Genomic DNA, 24,430 nt, shown 5'->3' with positions numbered 1-24,430 from the left:
TTAATGCTACCAGCCACGGGAGAAAGTGGTATTCTCAGTTGCATCTCGCAAGCCTGACTTGTGGTAACGATTAACCTGCTAACCCTGTGACCTGCAACATTGTTTTGCAGCGCAACGACAAGGAGACCTTATCGTGTCTGAACTGTCTCAATTATCTCCACAGCCGCTGTGGGATATTTTTGCCAAAATCTGCTCCATTCCGCACCCTTCCTATCACGAAGAACAGCTTGCCGAACATATTATGGGCTGGGCAAAGGAAAAAGGTCTGCACGCTGAACGCGACCAGGTTGGCAATATTCTTATCCGCAAACCTGCCACCGCAGGTATGGAAAACCGTAAGCCAGTGGTATTGCAGGCGCACCTGGACATGGTTCCGCAGAAAAACAACGACACCGTTCACGACTTCACAAAAGACCCGATTCAGCCGTACATCGACGGCGAGTGGGTGAAGGCGCGCGGCACGACCCTGGGCGCAGATAACGGTATTGGTATGGCTTCCGCGCTGGCCGTGCTGGCTGACGACAGCGTTGAACACGGTCCGCTGGAAGTGCTGCTGACCATGACTGAAGAAGCGGGCATGGATGGCGCGTTCGGTCTCCAGGCAAACTGGCTGCAAGCGGACATTCTGATCAACACCGACTCCGAAGAAGAAGGTGAGATCTACATGGGCTGCGCGGGCGGGATCGATTTCATCTCTACCCTGCCGCTGTCCCGCGAAGCGATCCCTGCTGGATTCGAGACCTTTAAGCTGACGCTGAAAGGGCTGAAAGGCGGTCACTCCGGCGGTGATATTCACCTGGGCCTGGGCAACGCCAACAAACTGCTGGCGCGTTTCCTGGCGGGCCATGCCGCTGAACTGGATCTGCGTCTGGTGGACTTCAACGGCGGTACTCTGCGTAACGCGATCCCTCGCGAAGCCTTCGCTACCTTGGCAGTGCCTGCGTCGAAAGCGGACGAACTGAAAAAACTCTCCAGCGTGTATCTGGAGATCCTGAAAAACGAACTGTCTGCAAAAGAGAAAAACCTGACGGTGGTGCTGGAGTCCGTTACGACGGATAAAGCCGCGCTGACCGCACAGTCTCGTGACACGTTCGTCCAGCTGCTGAACGCAACGCCAAACGGCGTTATTCGCAACTCTGACGTGGCGAAAGGCGTGGTGGAAACCTCCCTGAACGTGGGCGTGGTGACCATGGGTGACGACAGCGCAGAGATCATATGCCTGATCCGTTCCCTGATCGACAGCGGTAAAGAGTACGTTGTGAGCATGCTGGAATCTCTGGGTACCCTGGCGGGCGCGAAAACGTCTGCAAAAGGCAGCTACCCGGGCTGGCAGCCGGATGCAAGTTCTCCGGTCATGGCACTGGTGCGTGAAACTTATCAGCGACTGTTCAACAGCACCCCGAACATTCAGGTTATTCACGCGGGTCTGGAGTGTGGTCTGTTCAAGAAACCATATCCGGATATGGACATGGTCTCCATCGGGCCAACCATCACCGGGCCACACTCCCCGGATGAGCAGGTTCACATTGAAAGCGTCGGTCACTACTGGACGCTGCTGACTGAGCTGCTGAAAGCAATTCCTGTTAAGTAATTAGCCGTTTGATGCCCGGTGGCGCTACGCTTACCGGGCCTACAATTAGCGTAATCTACAGCCCCAACACCAGCTGACGCTCCAGCTGCGGATCCAGCAAGGTGACGTGCAGCCCCACCAGCCTCACCCCTCGCCCACCCCGCCGTTCTTCCCATGCCTTTTTTGCCGTCGCGATAAGATCCTCTTTGTTGAGGCGTGGCCAGACGTGTTCCTGCGTCGTCTGCTGAAAATCGTTAAATTTCAATTTGATGCCCTGCCGGGCAATAAGCAGATCCGGTTTGACCTTCAGTAAGCGTCGTTCAAGTTCAGGATAGAGTTGTTCCGTAATAATGGTTTCACATTCGGTCCAGTCATGGATATCTTCGCTCAGCGTGCGTTCAACGCCGACCGATTTACGCAGCCGTTCGTTGTTCACATCCCGGTCATCAATGCCCTGACTGCGTTCCCACAGTACGCGGCCAAACTTGCCAAAACGCTTAAGCAGCAGCGCCAGATCGCTGCGCTGAACGTCTTCGCAGGTGCGTAGCCCCATACTTTCCAGCTTCGCGGCGGAGACTTTGCCCACTCCGGGGATTTTGCTGAGCGGCAGCGTCTTTAAAAACGCCGAAACCTCTTCCGGAGTGATAACGTACTGGCCGTTGGGCTTATTTAAATCGGAGGCGATTTTGGCGAGAAATTTGACCGGCGCGACACCCGCCGATGCCGTCAGGTTCAGCTCGTTAAAAATAGTCTGGCGGATCTCCTGCGCCATCAGGGTGGCGGAGCCGTGGCAGTGCACGCTGTGGGTGACATCAAGATAGGCTTCATCCAGCGATAACGGTTCGATAAGTGAGGTGTAGCGGGAAAAGATCTCCCGAATGTGGCTCGATGCTTCTTTATAGGCATCAAAACGTCCGGGCAAAAGAGTGAGATGCGGGCACAGTTTCAGCGCCATCGCTGTCGGCATGGCGCTGCGCACGCCGTATTTGCGAGCAGGATAGTTGGCGGTGCTGATGACACCGCGCTGTACCCGGCTGCCGCCAATGGCAATGGGAATATCCCGCAGCGCCGGGTTGTCACGCATCTCCACTGCGGCAAAAAAGCAGTCCATATCGACATGGATTATTTTGCGCATAGTAAGCCCTCACTCGTTACTGGATAAGTATACAGTAAACAAATGAGGGTTGAGAAGTGTGCATGGGAATTGTCGGGTGGCGGCGTTGCCTTACCCGACCAGGAAGACTAAATAATGCGTTGCTGCTCGCGAGCCATCCGCTTTTTCCGCGCATCGCACGGTTCCGGACAATCGCACACTTTTTCCATTCCGATGGAAGAGATGCCTCCGCAACTGCCCTGAATGCTTTTACGCTTGATGATCCAGCCTAAGGACATGCCGGAGATCACCAACACAAACACCGCAAAGGTCGCCAGAAAGGTCAGCATAATCAGCCTCCGAAATCATCGAGCATGATGTTCTCATCTTCCACGCCAAGATCTTTTAGCATCTTAATCACGGCCGCGTTCATCATTGGTGGACCACACATATAGAACTCGCAGTCTTCCGGTGCCGGGTGCTGTTTGAGGTAATTTTCATACAGCACGTTGTGGATGAAGCCCGTATAGCCTGTCCAGTTATCTTCCGGCTGCGGATCGGATAACGCCACATGGAAGGTAAAGTTAGGGTTATCACGTGCCAGTTGTTCAAACTCATCGTCATAGAACATTTCGCGCAGTGAACGCGCTCCGTACCAGAAGCTGATCTTGCGCTTGCTGCCAAGTCGTTTGAGCTGGTCAAAGATATGCGAACGCATCGGCGCCATACCCGCTCCGCCGCCGATAAAGACCATCTCCGCGTCAGTATCTTTGGCAAAGAATTCGCCGAACGGGCCGGAAATCGTCACTTTGTCGCCAGGCTTGAGGGACCAGATATAGGATGACATGACGCCAGGGGGGGCATCAGGCACATTCGGTGGCGGCGTGGCGATACGCACGTTGAGCATAATAATGCCCTTCTCTTCCGGGTAGTTAGCCATGGAATAGGCGCGGAGCGCGGGCTCTTTTACCTCGGAAACAAAGCGGAAGAGGTTAAATTTATCCCAGTCGGCCCGGTACTCTTCGGGCACGTCGAAGTCAGCATACGCGACGGTGTGTGCCGGACATTCAATCTGGATATACCCACCCGCACGGAACGGGACGCTCTCCCCTTCAGGGACACGCAGCTTGAGCTCTTTAATGAACGTGGCTTTGTTATCGTTAGAGATAACTTCGCACTCCCATTTTTTCACGCCGAAGATCTCCTCCGGCAGCTCAATTTTCATATTCTGGCGCACAGCGACCTGACACGCCAGACGGCATCCCTCTTTCGCTTCACGCTTCGTAATATGCGACAGTTCCGTTGGTAGAATATCACCGCCGCCCTCTTTCACCGTCACACGGCACTGGCCACAGGAGCCACCGCCGCCACAGGCAGACGAGACAAAAATCCCGTTGCCGGAGAGCGTGTTAAGCAGCTTATCCCCTGCCGGGGTACGGATCTGATTCTGCGGATCGTCATTGATATCAATGATCACATCCCCGGAATTGACCAGCTTCGCACGCGCCGCCAGGATCAGCCCTGACAGCACCAGTACTATCAGCGTGAACATCACCACGCCAAGAATAATTTCCATTTGTTAGCCCTTATAGCTGCACACCGGAGAAGGACATAAAGCCCAACGCCATCAGGCCGGTGGTGATAAAGGTGATCCCTAAGCCACGAAGCCCCGCAGGTACGTTGGCATATTTCATTTTTTCACGGATCCCCGCCATGGTAACAATCGCCAGCATCCAGCCGATACCGGAACCGAAGCCATACACAACCGATTCACTGAAGTTGTAATCACGCTGAACCATAAAGGAAACACCGCCAAAAATGGCGCAGTTCACGGCGATCAGCGGCAGGAAGATCCCCAGCGCGTTGTACAGCGACGGGAAGTATTTATCGAGGATCATCTCCAGGATCTGAACAAGCGCCGCAATCACTCCGATAAAGGTGATGAAGTTCAGGAAGCTAAGATCAACCCCCTCCACCAGCGCGCCATCGCGCAGCACGAAGTTGAATACCAGGTTGTTAATCGGAACGGAAAGCCCCAGCACAACGGTAACTGCCACGCCCAGACCAAATGCCGTCGATACCTTTTTAGAAACGGCAAGGAACGTACACATGCCCAGGAAGAAAGCGAGCGCCATGTTTTCAACAAACACCGCGCGCACAAATAAACTCAGGTAATGAGCCATTGTCGGTTACTCCTTTTCCTGCTGTTCAGGCTTCAACGTACGAATCAGCCAGATCAGCAAACCGATAATGAAAAATGCGCTTGGGGCCAGCAGGAACAGGCCGTTCGGCAGATACCAGCCGCCGTTCTGTACCGTATCCAACACCGGAATGCCAAACAGCTTGCCGCTGCCAATAAGTTCGCGCAGGAAACCAACCGTCAACAGGATTACGCCGTAACCCAGGCCGTTGCCGATACCGTCCATAAAGCTCGCCAGCGGCGGCATTTTCATCGCATAGGCTTCAGCACGCCCCATCACGATACAGTTGGTGATAATCAGGCCGACAAACACCGAAAGCTGCTTCGAGGTTTCATAGGCGAAGGCGCGCAGGAGCTGATCGACCACGATCACCAGCGAGGCGATGATCGCCATCTGCACGATGATCCTTACGCTGTTGGGTATGTGGTGGCGGATCATTGAGATAAACATGCTGGAAAACGCTGTCACCAGCGTTACCGCCAGCGTCATGACCACCGCCGTTTCCAGCTTGGTGGTGACCGCCAGCGCCGAGCACACCCCCAGCACCTGAAGCGTTATCGGGTTATTGGCTAACAGCGGGCCAATCAGCACCTTTTTAACTTCTTTCAGTTCACCCGTATCAGCCATTATTCAGCGCTCCTTCACGTACATTCTTCAGGAAGGGACCAAAGCCCAGTTCACCCATCCAGAAATCAAAGCTGTGCTGCACACCGTTTGAGGTGAGCGTGGCGCCGGAAAGGCCATCAACGGCAAATTCATCGCCGGGACGCGCGCCCCCTTTTACCACCTTCAGCGCAGGCTGGCCGTTGTCGTCGAGCACTTTTTTACCAACAAACTGTGCCCGCCAGTTAGGGTTCTCAACTTCGCCCCCCAGCCCCGGCGTTTCGCCCTGATCGTAATAAGTAATGCCTTTAACCGTACGGCCGTCGGTATCCAGCGCCACAAAGGCGTACATCATTGACCATAAACCGTTGCCATAGATGGGCAACACGATTTTCTGAATGCGTTTTTGCTCGTCACGGACGAGGTAAATCTCCGCGACATTGCTGCGGCGCTTAATGCCTGCCGGATCCTGCGAGGCGTCAAGCGTGGTGCTCATTTGCGGATCTTTTAGCGCCAGCGCCTGGTTGTATTTCGCCGGGTCTTTATCCATTAACTCCCCGGTTTTTAAATCCACCAGCCGTGCGGTAATACGTTCGGCAAACACCGCTGCGACGTCATCCTTCGTCATGCCTTCCTGCATCAGCCCGGCAACGGCCAGGATGTTACGCTGTTTATCCAGCGCACGTTGCTCCTGCTGTAGCGGTTTCAACCCTACGGCAGAACCGGCCACGACAATGGAACAAACCAGACACAGTACCAGCACCACCAGCAGCGTTTTGCTGATGCTGTCGTTATTTTTGATCTCAGCCACGCGCCTTCCTCCGTTTAATGTTGGCGCGCACGACCAGGTAGTCGAACAGCGGCGCAAACAGATTGGCAAACAGAATGGCCAACATCATCCCTTCCGGATAAGCCGGGTTGACCACGCGAATCAGTACACACATCACCCCAATGAGCGCGCCGTAACACCATTTACCTCTGTCGGTAAACGAAGCCGAGACGGGATCGGTGGCCATGAACATCATGCCAAACGCAAAGCCTCCCAGCACGAGGTGCCAGTACCACGGCATGGAGAACATCGGGTTTGTGTCTGAACCAATGAAGTTGAAAAGCGTGGCGGTGAGTACCATCCCGAGCATGACGCCAGCGACAATGCGCCAGGACGCCACGCGGCCAAAGAGGATGATGGCTCCGCCGATCAAAATCATCAGGGTAGACACTTCACCGATGGAGCCTGGAATATTGCCGATAAACGCATCAAACCAGGTGACAGGCTGTCCGGTTGCATTATTGACCAGCGTTTCGCCGCCGCCAGCCGCCCACTGTGAAAGTGGCGTCGCGCCGGAGAATCCGTCTGCTGCCGTCCACACCAGGTCGCCCGAGATTTGCGCCGGATAAGCAAAGAACAGGAACGCGCGTCCTGCCAGCGCCGGGTTGAGGAAGTTGCGTCCGGTCCCGCCGAAGATCTCCTTGGCAATCACCACGCCAAAGCTGATCCCCATCGCCGCCTGCCAGAGCGGCAGCGTTGGCGGAACAATCAGCGCAAACAGAATAGAGGTAACAAAGAAGCCCTCGTTGATCTCATGTTTGCGAATAATGGCGAACAGCACCTCCCAGAAACCGCCCACGATAAAGACAGTCATATAGATGGGGAGGAAGAAGACAGCGCCCAGCGTCATCATGCTGATCCAGCCGGCATCTGCCGCAAAGCTCACCCCCAGCGACTGTGCCAGACGATAGTGCCAGTCAGACTGAATCACCTGCGCCAGCTGCTCTGCATCATACATATGGTGCAGCGCCGGAATAGTTTGCAACCCAACGTTATACATCCCCCAGAACATGGCCGGGAAGACCGCAAACCAGACCAGAATCATCATTCGCTTGAGGTCGATGGCGTCGCGAACGTGCGCCGCGCCTTTCGTTACCAGACCCGGCGTGTAGAAAATGGTCGTTGTCGCTTCATACAGCGGGTAGTACTTTTTGAGCTTCCCTTCGGTAAAGTGCGGCTCAATTTTTTCAAAGAGGTGTTTTAAGCCCATGTTTATCCTTCCTGCTCAATGCGGGTTAACACCTCGCGCAATACGGGTCCATATTCGTATTTACCTGGACACACATAGGTACACAGCGCCAGATCTTCTTCGTCCAGCTCCAGACAGCCCAGCGCCTGGGCACCGTCGGTATCACCGGCCAGGAGATCCCGCAGCAGCACGGTGGGCAGAATATCCAGCGGCATCACGCGTTCGTAGTTGCCAATCGGAACCATGGCGCGCTCACCGCCGTTGGTGCTGGTGGAGAAGTTAAACAGCTTATGACGCAGGAAGTGGCCGAGCGTGGTGCGGGTTACCGAGTATTTTTCTGCGCCAGGCAGTACCCAGCCGAACAGCTCTTTCTCGCGTCCTTCAAGCACCACACTCACCTGAAGATGGAAACGACCCAGCCAGGCCATCGGGCCTGTCGCGTGCCTGCCGCTCAGCACCGAACCGGAAATAATACGGTTTTCACCCTCTTTCGTTTCGCCAGCCAACAGCGCCGTCAGGTCAGCCCCAAGCAGCGTGCGAACCAGACGCGGTTGGGTTGCCTGAGGGCCGCCGATGGCAATAATGCGTTCTGCGCACAGCTCACCCGTGGTGAACAGCTTACCGATAGCGATCACGTCCTGATAATTAAGATGCCAGACCTGTTTCGTCAGGCTTACCGGCTCCAGGAAATGAATATGCGTTCCCACCAGTCCCGCCGGATGCGGGCCGGCAAATTCATTAAAGGCCACCTGCCCTTGCGGATGACCGCCCAGCTTACCGCCGCTGGCCTGGCAGACATGCACTTTGCCCGGCGTCAGGCGTGTTAACACGGTGAGGCCGGCATCGAAAGCTTTTCGTTCCGCCAGGATAAGAGGCTGCGGATCTGCGCTGAGCGGGTTGGTGTCGATGGCCGTAACGAAGATAGCGGCCGGCACAGTGCCTGGCACGGGCGTTTTGCTATAGGGCCGCGTGCGAAGCGCCGTCCACAGTCCCGACTCCAGCAGTTGCGTCTGCACCACGTCGTGGCTGAGGGTGGCGAGATCGGCGGCGTCAAAACGCGCAAATTCGCGTTTCTCATCACCTTCAATTTGAATAACAACCGATTGCAGGACGCGACGCTCACCACGATGGATGGCAACAACGGTGCCGCTGGCTGGGGCTGTAAACATAACGCCAGGATTTTTTTTATCCTCGAAGAGTGCCTGGCCTTTTATTACGCGATCGCCTTCCTGTACCAGCATCGCAGGACGCATGCCCACGTAATCATCACCTACAATGGCGACATGATGAATACTGGCGCCGGTGGTAACGTGCTGTTCAGGCACGCCAGAGATTGGCAGATCGAGTCCTTTTCTGATTCTAAACATGTGGTTAGCAGGTATCCATGAACAACAATCCAGAGAGGCCGGAGTGTACCATTTTCGGCCATGCCAGGGGCAGCAAATCCGCCGTCTGGCGCGCCGAAATGCGAGCTATTGCGCAAAGTTCCTGGAGTCAGGACAATGTGAATGGGTTATAAAGTAAAACTAATTTGTAAACGCAAAGGTTGGCTCTTGCGAAAATCTCCATCGGTGCTAATGTGAGCGCTCCTGTCCAGATTAGTCTGATTTCGGGTGTCTTTTGCCGTTCTGGCAAGTTGGTCATTGTTTTATCAAGGAACCAGTAGTATGCGTAAAATCGCATTGTTCATTGCGATGCTTCTGATACCGTGCATGTCGTTTGCCGGGCTGCTTGGCAGTAATAGTTCAACGACGCCGATCAGTAAAGAGTATAAACAGCAGTTGATGGGATCCCCGGTTTATATTCAAATCTTCAAGGAAGAGCGCACACTCGATCTGTTTGTCAAAATGGGCGAGACTTATCAGCTGCTCGATAGCTACAAAATCTGTAACTATTCTGGCGGGCTGGGGCCGAAACAGCGGCAGGGTGACTTCAAAAGTCCGGAAGGGTTTTACAACGTTCAGCGTAACCAGCTAAAACCGGACAGCCGCTTCTATAAAGCGATTAACATCGGTTTCCCCAATGCCTTCGACCGTGCGCACGGTTACGAAGGGAAATACCTGATGATCCACGGCGCCTGCGTGTCTGTCGGCTGTTATGCGATGACGGATTCCGGCATTGATGAAATCTTCCAGTTTGTCACGGGCGCACTGGTCTTCGGTCAGCCGAATGTTCAGGTCAGCATCTATCCGTTCCGTATGACGGATGCGAACATGGCACGCCATAAGTACTCTGTTTACACAGATTTCTGGAAACAGCTAAAACCGGGCTATGACTACTTCGAGCAGACCCATAAGCCGCCGGTGGTGTCCATCGTCAATGGCCGTTACGTGGTGAGTAAACCGCTCAGCCATGAAGTGGTTCAGCCGCAGCTGGCGTCAAATTACGCGGTCCCCGAGACAAAATAGCGCCCACTCGCCTGGCATGATCTTTTGCCAGGTTTCGTTGCCCGTCAGTGGCTGCGTTGCAATGACAGTGACCACATCGTTCGGTGTGGTCTCCTTCTGAAAATCAATTTCCACATCCTGATCGAGCAGCGTGGCGACGCCAAACGGCGCACGTCGGGTGATCCAGAACAGATTTGTCGAGCAGAACGCCATCACGTAGCGCCCGTCAGACAGCAGCATATTAAAGACGCCCTTCGCGCGTAACTCAGACGCCAGTGACGCTATGTACTTAAAAACGGCGGTCATGTTGCCGGGCGTACGGGGATAGCGCTCGGTCAGCTTGTGCAGCAGCCAGCAAAATGCTTTTTCGCTGTCCGTTTCACCGACAGGACGAAAATTGCCGGTTTCCAGTGATTTATAGCCCGAGAGCTGCCCGTTGTGCGCGTAGGTCCAGTTACGGCCCCACAGTTCACGGGTAAACGGATGGGTATTTTCCAGCGCCACTTCGCCGCGATTGGCCTGGCGAATATGCGCGATCACCGAACAGGATTTAATAGGATAGTCCTGCACCAGTCTGGCAATGGGTGAGTTAAAGCTGGGCTGTGGATCTTTAAACGTGCGGCATCCTTTGCCTTCGTAGAAGGTAATGCCCCAGCCGTCTTTATGCGGCCCGGTTCCTCCACCGCGCTGAACCAGCCCGGTAAAACTAAAGCAGATATCGGTTGGCACATTGGCGCTCATCCCGAGCAGTTCGCACATATATCACCTCCACAACAGCGGGGGGCACCGGCGCCCCCCAGCGAAGTCTTACTTAACCATCTCTTTTTCGATCAATTGGATCAGGATGTGGATCACTTTGATGTGAATTTCCTGAACGCGATCGGCATAACCGAAGTGTGGAACGCGGATTTCAATGTCCGCTGTACCGTCCATCTTACCGCCATCTTTCCCGGTCAGGGTGATCACTTTCATGCCCTTCTCACGCGCGGCGGCGATCGCTTTGATCACGTTAGCGGAGTTACCGGACGTGGAGATACCCAGCAGCACGTCGCCTTCACGGCCTACGGCTTCAACGTAGCGGGAAAAGATGTGGTCGTAACCGAAGTCGTTGCCTACACAGGAGATGTGGCTCACGTCGGAAATCGCAATCGCCGGGTAGCCCGGACGGTTTTCGCGATAGCGTCCGGTCAGCTCCTCGGCGAAGTGCATGGCGTCACAGTGGGAACCGCCGTTACCGCAGGAGAGCACTTTACCGCCGGCTTTGAAGCTGTCGGCAAGCAGGACCGCCGCGCGCTGAATAGCGTGAATATTGGCATCATCTTTCAGAAAGTTCGCCAGCGTTTCCGCCGCTTCGTTCAGTTCGTTACGAATAAGATCCTGGTACATGAGGATAATCCTTCAGTATTGATGAAATAACACAGTGGAGTGTACCGGATAGCAGTAAAAGCGAGAAGCTAAAGCCATGCGAATCGTCCGGCGTTTTGATTTTTTGTGCCGGCTAAAACGCGAACAATGTGAACCAGGTTGTAATTATTTTGTAAACACATTGCTAAAGGAAATGACATCAACTACAACCATATCATCACAAGTGGTCGGACCTCCTACAAGCAAGGGAGCTTTTCTTTATGATGATTTTGAGCATTCTCGCAACCGTTGTACTGCTCGGTGTGTTGTTCTATCACCGTGTCAGTTTATTCCTGAGTAGCCTGATTCTTCTGGCCTGGACGGCTGCACTTGGCGTCGCTGGCCTGTGGAATATCTGGGTTCTTGTTCCCCTGGCCATCATTTTACTACCGTTTAACCTGACGCCGATGCGTAAGTCGATGATCTCTGTGCCGGTGTTCAGGGGATTGCGTAAAGTGATGCCGCCGATGTCGCGTACAGAGAAAGAAGCGATTGACGCCGGTACGACCTGGTGGGAAGGCGATCTGTTCCAGGGCAACCCGGACTGGAAAAAGCTTCACAACTATCCACAGCCGCGTCTGACCGCCGAAGAACAGGCCTTTATTGATGGTCCGGTAGAAGAAGCGTGCCGCATGGCAAACGACTTTGCCATCACTCACGAAATGGCCGACCTGCCGCCTGAGCTGTGGGCATACCTGAAAGAGCATCGCTTCTTCGCGATGATCATTAAGAAAGAGTATGGCGGTCTGGAATTCTCCGCTTACGCTCAGGCTCGCGTGCTGCAAAAACTGGCGGGTGTCTCCGGGATCCTGGCGATTACCGTTGGCGTGCCAAACTCCTTAGGCCCGGGCGAGCTGTTACAGCATTACGGTACAGAAGAGCAGAAAGATCACTACCTGCCGCGTCTGGCGCGTGGCCAGGAAATTCCGTGCTTCGCGCTGACCAGCCCGGAGGCGGGCTCTGATGCCGGCGCGATCCCCGATACCGGCGTGGTTTGCATGGGCGAGTGGCAGGGCCAGCAGGTGCTGGGCATGCGCCTGACCTGGAACAAACGTTATATCACCCTCGCGCCTATCGCCACGGTGCTGGGCCTGGCGTTCAAACTCTCTGACCCGGAAAAACTGCTGGGCGGTGAAGAAGATCTGGGCATTACCTGTGCGCTGATCCCAACCTCGACCCCAGGTGTTGAGATTGGTCGCCGTCACTTCCCGCTGAACGTACCGTTCCAGAACGGTCCTACCCGCGGTCAGGATATCTTTGTCCCGATTGATTACATCATCGGTGGCCCGAAAATGGCCGGTCAGGGCTGGCGTATGCTGGTAGAATGTCTGTCTGTGGGCCGCGGCATTACCCTGCCGTCGAACTCAACCGGCGGTCTGAAATCGGTGGCGATGGGGATTGGGGCTTACGCGCATATCCGCCGTCAGTTCAAAATCTCCATCGGCAAGATGGAAGGTATCGAAGAGCCGCTGGCGCGTATTGCGGGCAATGCCTACGTGATGGACGCCGCAGCCTCGCTGATTACCTACGGAATTATGCTGGGCGAAAAACCCGCCGTGCTGTCGGCAATTGTGAAATACCACTGTACCCACCGTGCACAGCAGTCAATTATTGATGCAATGGATATCGCAGGCGGTAAAGGGATCATGCTCGGTGAAGGCAACTTCCTGGCACGCAGCTATCAGGGCGCTCCGATTGCCATCACCGTGGAAGGGGCAAACATCCTGACCCGCAGCATGATGATCTTCGGTCAGGGCGCCATTCGCTGCCATCCGTACGTGCTGGAAGAGATGGCTGCCGCTCAGAATAATGATGTGGATGCCTTCGACAAGCTGCTGTTCAAACATATCGGTCACGTCGGCAGTAACAAGGTGCGCAGCTTCTGGCTGGGCCTGACGCGCGGGCTGACCAGCGCGACGCCGACCAGCGATGCGACTAAACGTTATTACCAGCACCTGAACCGCCTGAGCGCTAACCTGGCCCTGCTGTCTGACGTCTCGATGGCCGTTCTTGGCGGAAGCCTGAAGCGTCGCGAGCGCATCTCTGCCCGTCTGGGCGACGTGCTGAGCCAGATCTTCCTGGCCTCTGCGGTTCTAAAACGTTACGACGATGAAGGCCGTCAGGAAGCGGATCTGCCGCTGGTGCACTGGGGCGTGCAGGATGCGATGTATCAGGCCGAACAGGCAATTGACGATCTGCTGGCGAACTTCCCGAACCGCTTCGTGGCAGGTGCCCTGCGCGTCGTGATCTTCCCGACCGGTCGTCATCACCTGGCGCCGTCCGACAAGCTGGATCACAAGGTAGCGAAGATCCTTCAGGTTCCGAGCGCAACCCGCTCTCGTATTGGTCGGGGTCAATATCTGGCACCTACCCCGCATAACCCGGTAGGTTTGCTGGAAGAGGCGCTGCTTGACGTGATGGCCGCCGACCCGATTCACCAGAAGATCTGCAAACAGCTGGGCAAAAACCTGCCGTTTACACGACTGGATGAGCTGGCAAAACAGGCGCTGGCGGGTGGCATCATCGTCAACAGCGAAGCTGCAATTCTGGTGAAAGCCGAAGAGAGCCGTCTGCGCAGTATTAACGTGGATGATTTCGAACCAGAAGAGCTGGCGACACAGCCGGTAAAGCTGCCGGAGAAGCACCGCAAACCTGAAGCCGCATAAGACGTTCAGCGTCCATCAACCCCGCTCCGTGCGGGGTTTTTTAATGCCACATTTTCTCGTAATGACGTGCTACAGTGTCAAAAAGCGATCTTTTAAGGAGTCGGTATCGTGCCTGGTTTGAAGATTTCTGTTTTGCAGCAGCCTTTAGTTTGGATGGACGGCCCCGCCAACCTTCGCCATTTCGATCGCCAGCTCGAAGAGATTAGCGGTCGCGATGTGATTGTCCTGCCGGAGATGTTCACCACGGGTTTTGCGATGGAGGCTGCAAAACAGTCGATGCCGCAGGACGAGGTTGTGGCCTGGATGCACGCCAAAGCGCAGGAGACAAACGCGCTGGTTGCCGGTAGCGTCGCCCTCCAGACCGAACGCGGGCCGGTTAACCGCTTCCTGCTGGTCGAGCCAGAGGGAAAGGTGCATTTCTACGATAAGCGCCACCTGTTCCGCATGGCGGATGAACATCAACATTATGAAGCCGGAAGCGAACGCGTGGTATTTGAATGGCGTGGCTGGCGTATTCTGCCGCTGGTCTGCTATGACCTGCGCTTCCCGGTGTGGTCGCGCAACCGCAACGATTATGACCTGGCGTTGTACGTCGCCAACTGGCCCGCCCCACGCTCCCTGCACTGGCAGGCTTTACTGACCGCGCGCGCGATTGAAAATCAGGCTTATGTCGTTGGCTGTAACCGCGTAGGAACGGACGGCAACGGGCATCACTATCGCGGTGACAGCCGGGTGATCAGTCCGCAGGGTGAGATTATTGCTACCGCCGAGCCGCATCAGGCAACACGAATTGACGCTGAGATCTCGTTAACGGCGTTAAAGGAGTATCGGGAGAAGTTTCCGGCCTGGCAGGATGCAGATCAGTTTACGATCGGATAAACGCAACCCGCGATGTTACCCTGGCTTATCGCCTTGCGTAACATCAGGGAAAAGCAGAAATGAAAAAGGCCCACGTTATAAATAACGTGGGCCTGAATAGTGGCGGAACGGACGGGACTCGAACCCGCGACCCCCTGCGTGACAGGCAGGTATTCTAACCGACTGAACTACCGCTCCACTGTTCCCGTGTGGGGAACGAGGCGAATATTACGGTTTGACTCTGAACTCGTCAACGCTTTTTCTTAACTTTTGAATCGTTTGCTGCAAAATTCACCCAAACGGTGATTTAACAAACGTTTCGGCACATTTTCACGTGCGCCACAAACAGCTTCCGCCCTTCTTCTGCACTAAATCGAGACGAGATTCATGGTTCATCAGTTCTTCATCACTGGCTAAAACAACCCGCAGGCGATTCGCCTGACGCACAATGCGCTGAATTCCCCCTTCATCCCGCGTTTGCTGGGATTCATTTTCCATACTGAATTTCATCGACGTTTGCCCGCCGGTCATGGTCAGGTAGACATCGGCCAGGATCTGGGCATCGAGCAACGCGCCGTGCAGCGTTCGCTTGGTGTTGTCTATCTCATAGCGAGAGCACAGGGCATCAAGGCTGTTACGCTTGCCGGGGAACATCTTCCTTGCCAGCGCCAGGCTATCCGTGACTTTACAGAACGTATTCGTCTTCGGAATATCACGGTTGAGCTTGCTGAACTCATAGTCCATAAAGCCGATATCGAACGACGCGTTATGAATGACAAGTTCCGCACCTCTGATGTAGTCGAGAAATTCATCTGCGACGTCGGCAAAGGTGGGCTTATCCAGCAAAAACTCATCGGCAATTCCGTGAACGCCGAACGCTTCCGGGTCCACCAGCCGATCGGGTTTGAGGTAAACGTGGAAGTTGTTGCCCGTAAGGCGACGGTTCACCACTTCAACGGCACCAATCTCAATGATTTTATGCCCTTCGTAGTGGGCGCCAATCTGGTTCATACCGGTGGTTTCGGTATCGAGAACAATCTGGCGAGTAATTGCAGTGCTCATAGCGGTCATTTATGTCAGACTTATCGTTTTACTGAACGTTTCAAATACAGGAAGTCTACCAGAGATGCGTAAACAGGTAGAAATTTTCACCGATGGATCTTGTCTCGGTAACCCAGGGCCCGGCGGCTATGGTGCCATTATGCGCTATCGCCAGCATGAAAAAACCTTTAGTGAAGGCTATTTCCTGACCACCAACAACCGCATGGAGTTGATGGCGGCCATCGTGGCGCTGGAAGCGTTAAAAGAACATTGCGACGTGGTGCTGAGTACCGACAGCCAGTATGTCCGCCAGGGCATTACCCAATGGATCCACAACTGGAAAAAACGCGGCTGGAAAACGGCAGAGAAAAAACCGGTCAAGAATGTCGATCTCTGGAAGCGTCTTGATGCCGCCCTCGGTCAGCACGAAATCAAATGGGAGTGGGTAAAGGGGCACGCCGGTCATCCTGAAAACGAACGCTGTGACGAGCTGGCTCGCGCGGCGGCATCCAACCCAACCCATGAGGATGCAGGTTATCAACCTGAATCCTGATCACGGTTTTTTGTACTGCCGCGTGGCCCCCACGGTCTGGCGGATCCGCGTTTTTGATTTGCTTTGCTTCATTGGGTTGAGCGTAAGGGGGATCGTCCTCTTACGCGCGACAATAAATTGCATGCAGCCCAGCGCGGGTAAATGGGTGCTTAATAAAACCCCGCCTTTACGCGTCCAGGGGATGACCTGAAAACCCCCATAGCTCAGCACTTCGAAATTTAACAGTGAAAGCCAGTCCAGCTGGCGCATCATGGTAAACATCCTGCTGTTATAGGGCGGCGTGCGGCGCAGAACGGGCGTCAGTTTACGTAGCCCCATCAGACTCAGCGGATTAAAACCGCTCAGGATCAGCCAGCCGTCATCAATCAAAACGCGGTCGGCTTCCCGCAGCAGACGATGGGGATCGCTGCACCAGGGCAGCGTATGGGCGAGCAGACAGGCATCAATGGATTTTTCCGCAAACGGCAAATGCAGCGGATCCGCTTTCACCTGAACCGGGGAGCCATTAAGCGATACGCTAACCTGATGCGAGATAGCGCAGCTTTCGGTATTGATTTCTGCGCTCAGATTGCCAATCTTAAGCAGGTGAAAACCATACATTTTCGCGAGCCAGGGTTTAAGCTGAAGTTCTAAGGCCTCGCGATAATATTCACCCCAGGGCAACTCTGCCCAACGTTCCGGTGGTGCGACAGTCTGAGGTATCCTTGCCGGTTTCATCAAAACACCCGCCACGCTATAAGAGGTAATGCATGAATCTTATCAGTATTTCCGCCTTTCAGGACAATTACATCTGGGTTTTAGTCGACGACGATCGCAGATGCATCATTGTTGATCCAGGCGAATCCGCACCGATCCTGCACGCGATAAAAGAAAACGGCTGGCAGCCTGAAGCGATCCTACTTACCCATCACCATCACGATCATGTCGGCGGTGTTCCCGATCTCCTTGCGCGCTATCCTCATCTTCCCGTCTACGGACCGGCAGAGACACAGGATAAGGGTACGACGCAAGTTGTCGAAGAAGGCGAAAGTATCCTCATCCTCGGGTGGGAGTTTTCCGTATTTGCTACGCCAGGTCACACTTCCGGTCATCTCTGTTTCTACAGCAAACCTTATCTGTTTTGTGGCGACACGCTGTTTTCTGGCGGCTGTGGAAGGCTGTTTGAAGGCACGCCAGAACAGATGTATCAATCTTTACAAAAAATTAATGCGCTTCCAGCCGACACCGTAATTTGTTGCGCACATGAGTATACATTAGGGAATATGAAGTTTGCTGCAAGCGTGCTGCCTGAGGATCGGGCGATTCAGGATTATTACCTGAAAGTGAAGGAGTTACGTGCAAAAAACCAAAAAACACTCCCCGTAATTCTGAAAAATGAACGACAAATTAATTTATTTTTAAGAACTGATGATGTTGATTTAATTAATAAAATTAATCAAGAAACAAATTTGTTACAACCTGAAGCGCGATTTGCATGGTTAAGGTCAAAGAAAGATAACTTCAGATAATTGCGGGTTGCCTTTTCAAAATTTCGCCGTTATCATCGCTCGTCTTTTAAGCAACTATTGACACACACATGAAGGCAAAAGCGATATTACTCGCCTCTGTCCTGCTTGTAGGTTGCCAGTCACAAAACGGCAGCAACGTACAACAGCACGCACAGAGCCTTTCTGCGGCTGGTCAAGGGGAAGCAGGGAAGTTTACGAGTCAGGCGCGATGGTTGGACGATGGGACATCCTTCGCGCAGGAACAAGACTTGTGGGCCTCTATTGGCGACGAGCTAAAGATGGGAATTCCGGAAAACAGCCGGATTCGCGAACAGAAACAGAAGTATTTGAGAAATAAGAGCTATCTCCACGATGTAACATTACGGGCAGAGCCGTATATGTACTGGATAGCCGGGCAAGTTAAGAAACGTAACATGCCTATGGAACTGGTACTACTACCCATAGTGGAGAGCGCTTTTGACCCGCACGCGACGTCTGGCGCCAATGCAGCAGGCATCTGGCAGATCATTCCGAGCACAGGGCGAAATTATGGTTTAAAGCAGACCCGCAACTACGATGCGCGTCGTGATGTTGTCGCTTCAACGACAGCCGCTCTCGACATGATGCAACGTCTGAACAAGATGTTTGACGGCGACTGGTTATTGACTGTCGCGGCGTATAACAGTGGTGAAGGTCGTGTACTGAAGGCAATGAAAGCGAATAAAGCGCGTGGAAAATCCACAGACTTCTGGTCGCTCTCACTGCCACAGGAAACAAAGATTTACGTACCGAAAATGCTGGCACTGAGTGACATTCTCAAGAACAGCAAACGTTACGGTGTACAACTGCCAACACCAGACGAAAGTCGTGCACTGGCGCGTGTCCGCCTCAGCAGCCCGGTTGATATTCAACAGGTTGCCGATATGACGGGTATGTCGGTAAGTAAGCTTAAAACCTTTAATGCAGGTGTTAAAGGCTCCACGCTGGGTGCTAGTGGCCCACGCTATGTGATGGTTCCGCAGAAACATGCGGAACAGTTACGAGAGTCTTTAGCTTCGGGTGAAATCGCAGCCGTTCAGTCCACGCTGATCGCTGATACGTCGCCTGTAAGCAGCCGCAGCTATAAGGTGCGTTCAGGTGATACGCTTTCAGGTATTGCATCACGTCTTGGCGTGAATGCGAAAGATCTCCAGCAGTGGAATAATCTGCGCGGATCTGGTCTGAAAGTGGGTCAAACGCTGAACGTAGGTGCAGGTAGCAGCGCACAGCGTCTCGCTAAAAACAGCGATAGCATTACCTATCGCGTACGTAAAGGCGACTCGCTGTCCAGTATTGCTAAGCGTCACGGCGTAAACATCAAAGATGTGATGCGCTGGAACAACGATACTGACAACCTGCAACCTGGCGACCAGCTGACGTTGTTTGTGAAAAACAGCGCTACGCCAGATTCCTGATAGTACGTTCGCTTGTTAAAAAGGCACCGATTCCCCTCGGTGCCTTTTTTGTTTATCCTGCTTTTTGCGCTTCAGCCATAATGGTGTCGCTAGTAAACGAACCATCGTCATGCAGCTCAAAGTACGCCTTCACATCAGCAGAGGCGCTCTCCTGGTACAATCGGATCGCCTGAGTTAATGCCTCGGGGGTGCGCATCCGCGCAATCCATGACGCAAACTCCAGCGGCAAACGGTCGGTTATCAATGAGCGTGAAATCAAGCCGGCTTCGGTGATAAACGTAAGCCACTCTCCACTGGAGTAGTTTTGCACGTGCGAGGTATCACGCAGCGCTTCAACCGTCTGGAGCCAGATATTTCGTACCGGATGTCCGGGAGACATCACGTCCATGATGATGAAGATTCCGCCCGGTTTGAGTACGCGTTTCACTTCCCGTAATGCCTGCCCCACATCATGCCAGTGGTGTGCAGAGTAACGGCTAATCACAACCTCAAACGATGCATCCTCAAAGGGTAATGATTCAGCGTAGCCCTGGCGCGTCGTGACGTTATTCAGTCCTTTCGCTTTCGCCGCTTCAGCGACCACATCGAGCATCTGGCTCGATAAGTCATACGCCGTCACCTGAGCAACCTGCTCTGCGGCGGTAAAACTGGCATGCCCTGCCCCGCAGCCTAAGTCCAGCACGTGCGCGTCAGGAAACGCGGCGAGCCGCTCGCCGAGACGCACCAGGTCGCGGCCAGAGGCGTGCACGGCGCTGCTCAGGTAGGCACTTGCCTGCGAACCAAACTGTTTTTCGACGTTGTCATGATGGGAGTGTGTTGTTGTCATGTTGCTGTCCTTTTATGGGTTAAAAAATAAAGGGCAGCACCCGCACAGGCCTGCCCCACGGCAGACCTGACGCACCATTATTTATCAGGTTTGCCGGGACTGAATTCAACTAGTAGAGGATTATGATCGGAGGCGCGCGTCACCAGAACGGAGGCGTCGTGCACGCTTAAACCCCGATAGAAGACAAAATCGAGAGGATGACCAAACGCTTTCTTGCGCTGGTCATCGTTAAAACGAACTTCACGCAGCGACATTTCACGCGCGAAGCGGTACAACGCGTTCATACGCGGACGGCTCCAGGCATTGAAGTCCCCTGCCATAATGATCGGCCCACTGTGATGAGCAATCTGATCGCCAATGGGAAGTAACTGCTTACTGTACACATCAACACCGAGGCTGAAGTTCACCGCATGAATGTTTACCACCATCAGCAGACGGGTGTCGGGCAACGGATAGACTGTGACCAGCGCCGATTTTGCCAGACGCAGGATCGGCTCACGTTCACGCAGCGGGCAGCAATAGACCGGATGTGCGGCTGAAAGGGTCATCACCCCAGAAGGATGCTGTGGCAGAACAAAGGCAGGCACCTGATCGGCTGCAAGATAGTTTGTCGTTGCAAACCTGACCAGCTCAGGCGTGGTTTGCGCCTCCTGTAACAGAACCAGATGCGCATCTTTACCAAAATTTTGAAGTACGGATAACCACTCCGCACGCTGTTGTTTAAAGATGTTCCACACCAGTACGCGAATTTTTTCGTCACTGCTTAATGGCGTACCCGCTGGTAATGCCTGACCCAGGCTCGCAAACGACCCCGGAGGCAAGATCCTCTCCGCGGGCATTCCGGCAACATAACGCATGGCATAGGTATTTTTTCGCACTTTTGGAAACGGCCTCTGTAACATGAACCAGCCCGGAAAACGGACTGGTTCTAATGTTATAGGGATTTTAGGTCACACTTTCAACGCAATTACTGAGAAACCGCTTTCCAGTTTTGTAAGCAAGCACTTACTGATACTTACCCAAGCGCGACGCGAGCGGGTTTATCAAGCCGTCCACTCAGACCAATAAGGAGGAAAGCGACAAGCACAATTACCGCACCAATCCATGGCGTTTGGGTTAATCCAACGTGTTCAACCGTCTGCCCGCCGATAACCGATCCGAGTGCGATGCCGATATTGAATGCGGCGATATTCAGGCCGGATGCGACATCCACCGCATTGGGCGTATAGCGTTCGGCTTTCTGTACAACATAGACCTGCAATCCCGGTACGTTACCAAACGCGAATATTCCCATAACCAACACGGTTACCAGCGCGGCGTATTGTATCGACGCGGTGAACTGGAAAATCATCAGCAGGACAACCAGCGCGGCGAAAATGAATTTTAGCGCCGGTACCGCACCATGCTTATCTGCAAGCTTGCCGCCCCAGATATTGCCGATTGCGACGGAGATACCGTAGCCCAGTAAAATCCAGCTCACTGCGCCCGGAGAAAAACCAGCCAGCTCCTGCATCATCGGTGCAAGGAAGGTGAACGCAGTGAACACACCTCCATAACCCAGAGCCGTAACGGCATAGATCAGCAGCAGGCGCGGGTGTGTGAGAACCTTAACCTGATCGCTCAGGCTGGCGCTCGCGCGCCCCGGAATACTGGAGGGTACCAGCAGCAGGCTGGCTACCAGAGCAATCACGCCCAACAGCGATACCGCGAGGAAGGTTTCTCGCCAGCCAAAATGTTGCCCAATAAACGTTCCTAACGGCACGCCGGTGACCAGCGCAACGGTTAAGCCGCCAAACATAATCGCAATGGCTGACGCCGCTTTCTCTTTTGGCACCAGGCTGGTTGCAATCGTGGAACCGATGGAGAAGAAGACACCGTGCGCGAGGCCAGTCAGCAAACGGGCGATGACCAGAGTGCTGTAGTCCGGAGCCTGCCACGCCAGAATATTGCCGGCGGTGAAGAGCACCATCAGGGCAACTAACAGTTTTTTACGCGCAAAGCGCCCAGTCAGCGCGGTCAGCACAGGCGCCCCAACAGCGACGCCTAACGCGTAAATAGATACCAGCAGCCCGGCAGAAGGCAGCGAAATGGCGAGTTGTTCAGCAATGGTGGGAACAAGTCCTACAATAACAAATTCGGTCGTGCCAATTGCGAAGGCACTGATCGTCAGGGCAAGAAGCGCCAGTGGCATAAATACTCCGTCTCTTCAGGATTAAGATGACAGGCAGTATGCGACAGTGTTTAAATAACAAAAATGGTTAGAATCTCAATAGAATTTTGCGGATGATGCAATAATGAAAGCCACATCGGAAGAACTGACTATCTTTGTTGCCGTTGTTGAAAGCGGCAGCTTCAGCCGTGCGGCCGAACAGCTCGGGCAGGCGAACTCCGCCATTAGCCGCTCGGTGAAAAAGCTGGAGATGAAGCTCGGAGTGAGTCTGCTTAATAGGACAACGCGGCAGCTCAGCCTGACGGAAGAAGGTGAACGTTATTTTCGACGCGTGCAGTCCGTTTTGCAGGAGATGGCGGCGGCAGAAACGGAAATAATGGAATCGCGCAGCACCCCGCGCGGATTGCTGCGCATCGATGCGGCTACGTCGGTCGTGCTTCATTTTTTGATGCCGCTGATTAAGCCCTTTCGTGAGCGCTACCCGGAGATGACCCTGTCTCTGGTCTCCTCGGAAACGTTTATCAATCTTATTGAGCGTAAAGTGGATGTGGCGATCCGCACCGGAACCCTGACGGATTCAAGTTTACGCGCTCGCCCTCTGTTCACCAGCTATCGCAAAATTATCGCGTCACCGCAATATATTGCAGAGCATGGCAAACCGGAGACCGTTGAGGAGCTGAAGCAGCACCTGTGCCTGGGCTTTACGGAACCTGTCTCGCTGAACACCTGGCCCGTAGCCTGTCATGACGGACAACTTCATGAGATCACCTGCGGACTTTCGTCTAATAGCGGAGAAACGCTGAAACAGCTTTGTCTTGAAGGAAATGGGATCGCCTGTTTATCAGACTATATGATTGATAAGGAAATAGCTGCGGGTCAGCTTGTAGAACTGATGGCTGACAAACGCTTACCTGTAGAGATGCCTTTTAGCGCAGTGTATTACAGTGACAGAGCGGTAAGTACGCGCATACGCGCTTTTATCGACTTCCTTAGCGAACATATAAAAACAGCTCCCGGAGGAGCTGTGTGAGGGTTAAAGGGTACAGAGGGAGGGTTTTTATTAATCCCAGTCTGGTGCTAACCCTTCCGGGCTGACAAGACGATCGTTGCATTCCAGTGCAGCGATCGCGTTTTTATCTTCATCATCAAGCTGGAGATCCCGCGCTAACAGGTTACTTGCCAGGTTTTCACGTTTGGTTGAAGACGGGATCACGGCATAGCCCTCACCCATCGCCCATGCCAGGATCACCTGTGCGGCTGTCGCATTGTGTTTCTCAGCGATGCGCGCAATCACTTCATCTTTCAGCGCCTTACCATATGCCAGCGTCATGTACGAGGTGATGTGAATACTATGCTGTTTCGCCCAGTCCACGACTTTGCGGTTTTGCAGGTAAGGAGAGAGTTCAATTTGGTTGGTGGCAATATTCTCTTTACCCACTGCGGCGATGGCCCTTTCCATCAACGGGATGGTGAAGTTAGAGATGCCAATTTCACGCGTTAAGCCTTGCTCTTTTGCTTCCAGCAGCGCCTGCATAAACTCTTCCACAGAGACGGCATCATCAGGAGATGGCCAGTGGATCAGCGTCAGATCAACATAGTCAGTACGCAGCTTTTTCAGACTTTCCTTCAGGCTTGGGATCAGCTTGTCTTTGCTGAGATTCTCAATCCAGATTTTAGTGGTGACGAAAAGTTCGTCGCGCGGTACGCCACTCTCTTCGATGGCCTGGCCTACGGCAGCTTCGTTATCATAAATCTGCGCCGTATCAATAGCACGATAGCCCAACTCGAGTGCGGTTTTAACAGATGCAATAACAACATCGTCTTTCAGGCGAAAAGTGCCCAGACCCAGTGCAGGGATAGTCATATGATTCCTCAATCGTTATGTTCGTAAACTGAGGAAGATTATCGCTGTAGTTGTTATGACGAAAAAGATCGTAAAACGCAGAGGATTTTTGCTAATTTCGCAACAATCAAATGACAGATAAGAAAAAAGCCCTGAGCGTTAGCTCAGGGCTTTTAATAAGTGGCGGAACGGACGGGACTCGAACCCGCGACCCCCTGCGTGACAGGCAGGTATTCTAACCGACTGAACTACCGCT

General features: G+C 53.7%; 24 protein-coding genes and 1 tRNA gene. 8 read left to right on the top strand and 17 right to left on the bottom strand.

Annotation, left to right across the window (positions count from 1 at the left end; translation table 11 throughout):
• Nucleotides 1-133: 133 nt before the first annotated feature.
• Nucleotides 134-1,591: a cytosol nonspecific dipeptidase gene (gene pepD, locus ACOTYB_RS17095; protein ID WP_045343875.1), complete on the top strand. Its 1,458-nt coding sequence runs from the start codon at nt 134-136 to the stop codon at nt 1,589-1,591.
• A gap of 55 nt (nt 1,592-1,646) precedes the next feature.
• On the opposite strand, the gene dinB is transcribed toward pepD, so the two are convergent.
• From dinB to ACOTYB_RS17055, 8 genes are all read right to left on the bottom strand, one after another.
• Nucleotides 1,647-2,705, bottom strand: coding sequence for a DNA polymerase IV (gene dinB, locus ACOTYB_RS17090; protein WP_003863209.1), 1,059 nt, complete (start codon nt 2,703-2,705; stop codon nt 1,647-1,649).
• A gap of 107 nt (nt 2,706-2,812) precedes the next feature.
• A complete protein-coding gene (gene nqrM / locus ACOTYB_RS17085) occupies nt 2,813-3,013 on the bottom strand; it encodes a (Na+)-NQR maturation NqrM (protein WP_045343877.1) in 201 nt (66 codons plus the stop codon).
• Nucleotides 3,014-3,015: 2 nt separating this feature from the next.
• Entirely contained in the window at nt 3,016-4,239 is a 1,224-nt protein-coding gene (gene nqrF, locus ACOTYB_RS17080) for an NADH:ubiquinone reductase (Na(+)-transporting) subunit F (protein ID WP_023315477.1), read from the bottom strand.
• 10 nt (nt 4,240-4,249) lie between these two features.
• Nucleotides 4,250-4,846 (bottom strand): NADH:ubiquinone reductase (Na(+)-transporting) subunit E, encoded by a 597-nt coding sequence (gene nqrE, locus ACOTYB_RS17075; protein WP_003863217.1) that lies wholly within the window; start codon nt 4,844-4,846, stop codon nt 4,250-4,252.
• Between the two features lie 6 nt (nt 4,847-4,852).
• Nucleotides 4,853-5,491 (bottom strand): NADH:ubiquinone reductase (Na(+)-transporting) subunit D, encoded by a 639-nt coding sequence (locus ACOTYB_RS17070; RefSeq protein ID WP_003863219.1) that lies wholly within the window; start codon nt 5,489-5,491, stop codon nt 4,853-4,855.
• Entirely contained in the window at nt 5,484-6,278 is a 795-nt protein-coding gene (locus ACOTYB_RS17065; protein ID WP_003863221.1) for a Na(+)-translocating NADH-quinone reductase subunit C, read from the bottom strand. The genes ACOTYB_RS17070 and ACOTYB_RS17065 overlap by 8 nt, the downstream gene beginning before the upstream one ends.
• Nucleotides 6,271-7,506, bottom strand: coding sequence for an NADH:ubiquinone reductase (Na(+)-transporting) subunit B (locus tag ACOTYB_RS17060; RefSeq protein WP_022647143.1), 1,236 nt, complete (start codon nt 7,504-7,506; stop codon nt 6,271-6,273). Before ACOTYB_RS17060 ends, ACOTYB_RS17065 begins: the two co-directional genes overlap by 8 nt.
• 2 nt (nt 7,507-7,508) lie before the next feature.
• Nucleotides 7,509-8,852, bottom strand: coding sequence for a Na(+)-translocating NADH-quinone reductase subunit A (locus tag ACOTYB_RS17055; protein WP_032608602.1), 1,344 nt, complete (start codon nt 8,850-8,852; stop codon nt 7,509-7,511).
• A gap of 300 nt (nt 8,853-9,152) precedes the next feature.
• Between ACOTYB_RS17055 and dpaA the strand changes: the two genes are divergently transcribed.
• Nucleotides 9,153-9,893 (top strand): peptidoglycan meso-diaminopimelic acid protein amidase, encoded by a 741-nt coding sequence (gene dpaA, locus ACOTYB_RS17050; protein WP_023315473.1) that lies wholly within the window; start codon nt 9,153-9,155, stop codon nt 9,891-9,893.
• Here the strand turns inward: dpaA and ACOTYB_RS17045 are convergent.
• Entirely contained in the window at nt 9,864-10,631 is a 768-nt protein-coding gene (locus tag ACOTYB_RS17045; RefSeq protein WP_003863229.1) for a class II glutamine amidotransferase, read from the bottom strand. The genes dpaA and ACOTYB_RS17045 overlap by 30 nt on opposite strands.
• Before the next feature lie 48 nt (nt 10,632-10,679).
• Entirely contained in the window at nt 10,680-11,258 is a 579-nt protein-coding gene (gene lpcA / locus ACOTYB_RS17040; RefSeq protein ID WP_003863232.1) for a D-sedoheptulose 7-phosphate isomerase, read from the bottom strand.
• A 239-nt stretch (nt 11,259-11,497) separates the two neighbouring features.
• Between lpcA and fadE the strand changes: the two genes are divergently transcribed.
• Both fadE and ACOTYB_RS17030 read left to right on the top strand, forming a co-directional pair.
• A complete protein-coding gene (gene fadE, locus ACOTYB_RS17035; protein WP_220153592.1) occupies nt 11,498-13,942 on the top strand; it encodes an acyl-CoA dehydrogenase FadE in 2,445 nt (814 codons plus the stop codon).
• A 108-nt stretch (nt 13,943-14,050) separates the two neighbouring features.
• Nucleotides 14,051-14,821, top strand: coding sequence for an amidohydrolase (locus ACOTYB_RS17030; RefSeq protein WP_045337373.1), 771 nt, complete (start codon nt 14,051-14,053; stop codon nt 14,819-14,821).
• Between the two features lie 100 nt (nt 14,822-14,921).
• On the opposite strand, the gene ACOTYB_RS17025 is transcribed toward ACOTYB_RS17030, so the two are convergent.
• A tRNA-Asp gene (locus ACOTYB_RS17025) sits at nt 14,922-14,998 on the bottom strand.
• Between the two features lie 132 nt (nt 14,999-15,130).
• Complete coding sequence (gene dnaQ / locus ACOTYB_RS17020) at nt 15,131-15,862, bottom strand: DNA polymerase III subunit epsilon (protein WP_003863237.1); 732 nt, start codon at nt 15,860-15,862, stop codon at nt 15,131-15,133.
• On the opposite strand from dnaQ, the gene rnhA reads away from it, so the two are divergent.
• Nucleotides 15,816-16,394 carry a ribonuclease HI gene (gene rnhA, locus ACOTYB_RS17015; protein ID WP_160840538.1) on the top strand — a complete coding sequence of 193 codons (579 nt, stop codon included), beginning with the start codon at nt 15,816-15,818 and terminating at the stop codon, nt 16,392-16,394. The genes dnaQ and rnhA overlap by 47 nt on opposite strands.
• Here rnhA and ACOTYB_RS17010 read toward each other — a convergent pair whose 3' ends face one another.
• Complete coding sequence (locus ACOTYB_RS17010; RefSeq protein WP_017383714.1) at nt 16,395-17,111, bottom strand: class I SAM-dependent methyltransferase; 717 nt, start codon at nt 17,109-17,111, stop codon at nt 16,395-16,397.
• 32 nt (nt 17,112-17,143) lie between these two features.
• On the opposite strand from ACOTYB_RS17010, the gene gloB reads away from it, so the two are divergent.
• Both gloB and mltD read left to right on the top strand, forming a co-directional pair.
• A complete protein-coding gene (gene gloB / locus ACOTYB_RS17005) occupies nt 17,144-17,902 on the top strand; it encodes a hydroxyacylglutathione hydrolase (RefSeq protein ID WP_022650425.1) in 759 nt (252 codons plus the stop codon).
• Between the two features lie 68 nt (nt 17,903-17,970).
• Nucleotides 17,971-19,335, top strand: coding sequence for a murein transglycosylase D (mltD, locus tag ACOTYB_RS17000; RefSeq protein WP_022650424.1), 1,365 nt, complete (start codon nt 17,971-17,973; stop codon nt 19,333-19,335).
• A 52-nt stretch (nt 19,336-19,387) separates the two neighbouring features.
• On the opposite strand, the gene ACOTYB_RS16995 is transcribed toward mltD, so the two are convergent.
• From ACOTYB_RS16995 to ACOTYB_RS16985, 3 genes are all read right to left on the bottom strand, one after another.
• The gene (locus tag ACOTYB_RS16995; protein WP_003863245.1) at nt 19,388-20,161 is read right to left on the bottom strand and encodes a class I SAM-dependent methyltransferase; all 774 of its coding nucleotides are present in this window, start codon (nt 20,159-20,161) and stop codon (nt 19,388-19,390) included.
• Between the two features lie 77 nt (nt 20,162-20,238).
• Entirely contained in the window at nt 20,239-21,039 is an 801-nt protein-coding gene (locus tag ACOTYB_RS16990) for an endonuclease/exonuclease/phosphatase family protein (protein ID WP_421765848.1), read from the bottom strand.
• Between the two features lie 137 nt (nt 21,040-21,176).
• Nucleotides 21,177-22,352 carry an MFS transporter gene (locus ACOTYB_RS16985; protein WP_126525269.1) on the bottom strand — a complete coding sequence of 392 codons (1,176 nt, stop codon included), beginning with the start codon at nt 22,350-22,352 and terminating at the stop codon, nt 21,177-21,179.
• 103 nt (nt 22,353-22,455) lie between these two features.
• Between ACOTYB_RS16985 and yafC the strand changes: the two genes are divergently transcribed.
• Nucleotides 22,456-23,361 carry a DNA-binding transcriptional regulator YafC gene (yafC, locus tag ACOTYB_RS16980; protein ID WP_421765847.1) on the top strand — a complete coding sequence of 302 codons (906 nt, stop codon included), beginning with the start codon at nt 22,456-22,458 and terminating at the stop codon, nt 23,359-23,361.
• A gap of 30 nt (nt 23,362-23,391) precedes the next feature.
• Here yafC and dkgB read toward each other — a convergent pair whose 3' ends face one another.
• Nucleotides 23,392-24,195, bottom strand: a complete 804-nt coding sequence (gene dkgB, locus ACOTYB_RS16975; protein WP_023315437.1) for a 2,5-didehydrogluconate reductase DkgB — start codon at nt 24,193-24,195, stop codon at nt 23,392-23,394.
• Nucleotides 24,196-24,430 lie beyond the last annotated feature (235 nt).

The organism is Enterobacter cloacae complex sp. IR5450 (genome assembly GCF_049238665.1).
Lineage (GTDB): Bacteria > Pseudomonadota > Gammaproteobacteria > Enterobacterales > Enterobacteriaceae > Enterobacter > Enterobacter hormaechei_C.
This window is presented reverse-complemented; position numbering and strand designations above follow the sequence as displayed.

Excerpts from the sequence above, each read along its gene's own strand:
- dinB (WP_003863209.1), bottom strand. The coding sequence starts at position 2,705 with ATGCGCAAAATAATCCATGTCGATATGGACTGCTTTTTTGCCGCAGTG.
- nqrM (WP_045343877.1), bottom strand. The coding sequence starts at position 3,013 with ATGCTGACCTTTCTGGCGACCTTTGCGGTGTTTGTGTTGGTGATCTCC.
- nqrF (WP_023315477.1), bottom strand. The coding sequence starts at position 4,239 with ATGGAAATTATTCTTGGCGTGGTGATGTTCACGCTGATAGTACTGGTG.
- nqrE (WP_003863217.1), bottom strand. The coding sequence starts at position 4,846 with ATGGCTCATTACCTGAGTTTATTTGTGCGCGCGGTGTTTGTTGAAAAC.
- ACOTYB_RS17070 (WP_003863219.1), bottom strand. The coding sequence starts at position 5,491 with ATGGCTGATACGGGTGAACTGAAAGAAGTTAAAAAGGTGCTGATTGGC.
- ACOTYB_RS17060 (WP_022647143.1), bottom strand. The coding sequence starts at position 7,506 with ATGGGCTTAAAACACCTCTTTGAAAAAATTGAGCCGCACTTTACCGAA.
- ACOTYB_RS17055 (WP_032608602.1), bottom strand. The coding sequence starts at position 8,852 with ATGTTTAGAATCAGAAAAGGACTCGATCTGCCAATCTCTGGCGTGCCT.
- dpaA (WP_023315473.1), top strand. The coding sequence starts at position 9,153 with ATGCGTAAAATCGCATTGTTCATTGCGATGCTTCTGATACCGTGCATG.
- ACOTYB_RS17045 (WP_003863229.1), bottom strand. The coding sequence starts at position 10,631 with ATGTGCGAACTGCTCGGGATGAGCGCCAATGTGCCAACCGATATCTGC.
- lpcA (WP_003863232.1), bottom strand. The coding sequence starts at position 11,258 with ATGTACCAGGATCTTATTCGTAACGAACTGAACGAAGCGGCGGAAACG.
- fadE (WP_220153592.1), top strand. The coding sequence starts at position 11,498 with ATGATGATTTTGAGCATTCTCGCAACCGTTGTACTGCTCGGTGTGTTG.
- dnaQ (WP_003863237.1), bottom strand. The coding sequence starts at position 15,862 with ATGAGCACTGCAATTACTCGCCAGATTGTTCTCGATACCGAAACCACC.
- ACOTYB_RS17010 (WP_017383714.1), bottom strand. The coding sequence starts at position 17,111 with ATGAAACCGGCAAGGATACCTCAGACTGTCGCACCACCGGAACGTTGG.
- gloB (WP_022650425.1), top strand. The coding sequence starts at position 17,144 with ATGAATCTTATCAGTATTTCCGCCTTTCAGGACAATTACATCTGGGTT.
- mltD (WP_022650424.1), top strand. The coding sequence starts at position 17,971 with ATGAAGGCAAAAGCGATATTACTCGCCTCTGTCCTGCTTGTAGGTTGC.
- ACOTYB_RS16995 (WP_003863245.1), bottom strand. The coding sequence starts at position 20,161 with ATGACAACAACACACTCCCATCATGACAACGTCGAAAAACAGTTTGGT.
- ACOTYB_RS16985 (WP_126525269.1), bottom strand. The coding sequence starts at position 22,352 with ATGCCACTGGCGCTTCTTGCCCTGACGATCAGTGCCTTCGCAATTGGC.
- yafC (WP_421765847.1), top strand. The coding sequence starts at position 22,456 with ATGAAAGCCACATCGGAAGAACTGACTATCTTTGTTGCCGTTGTTGAA.
- dkgB (WP_023315437.1), bottom strand. The coding sequence starts at position 24,195 with ATGACTATCCCTGCACTGGGTCTGGGCACTTTTCGCCTGAAAGACGAT.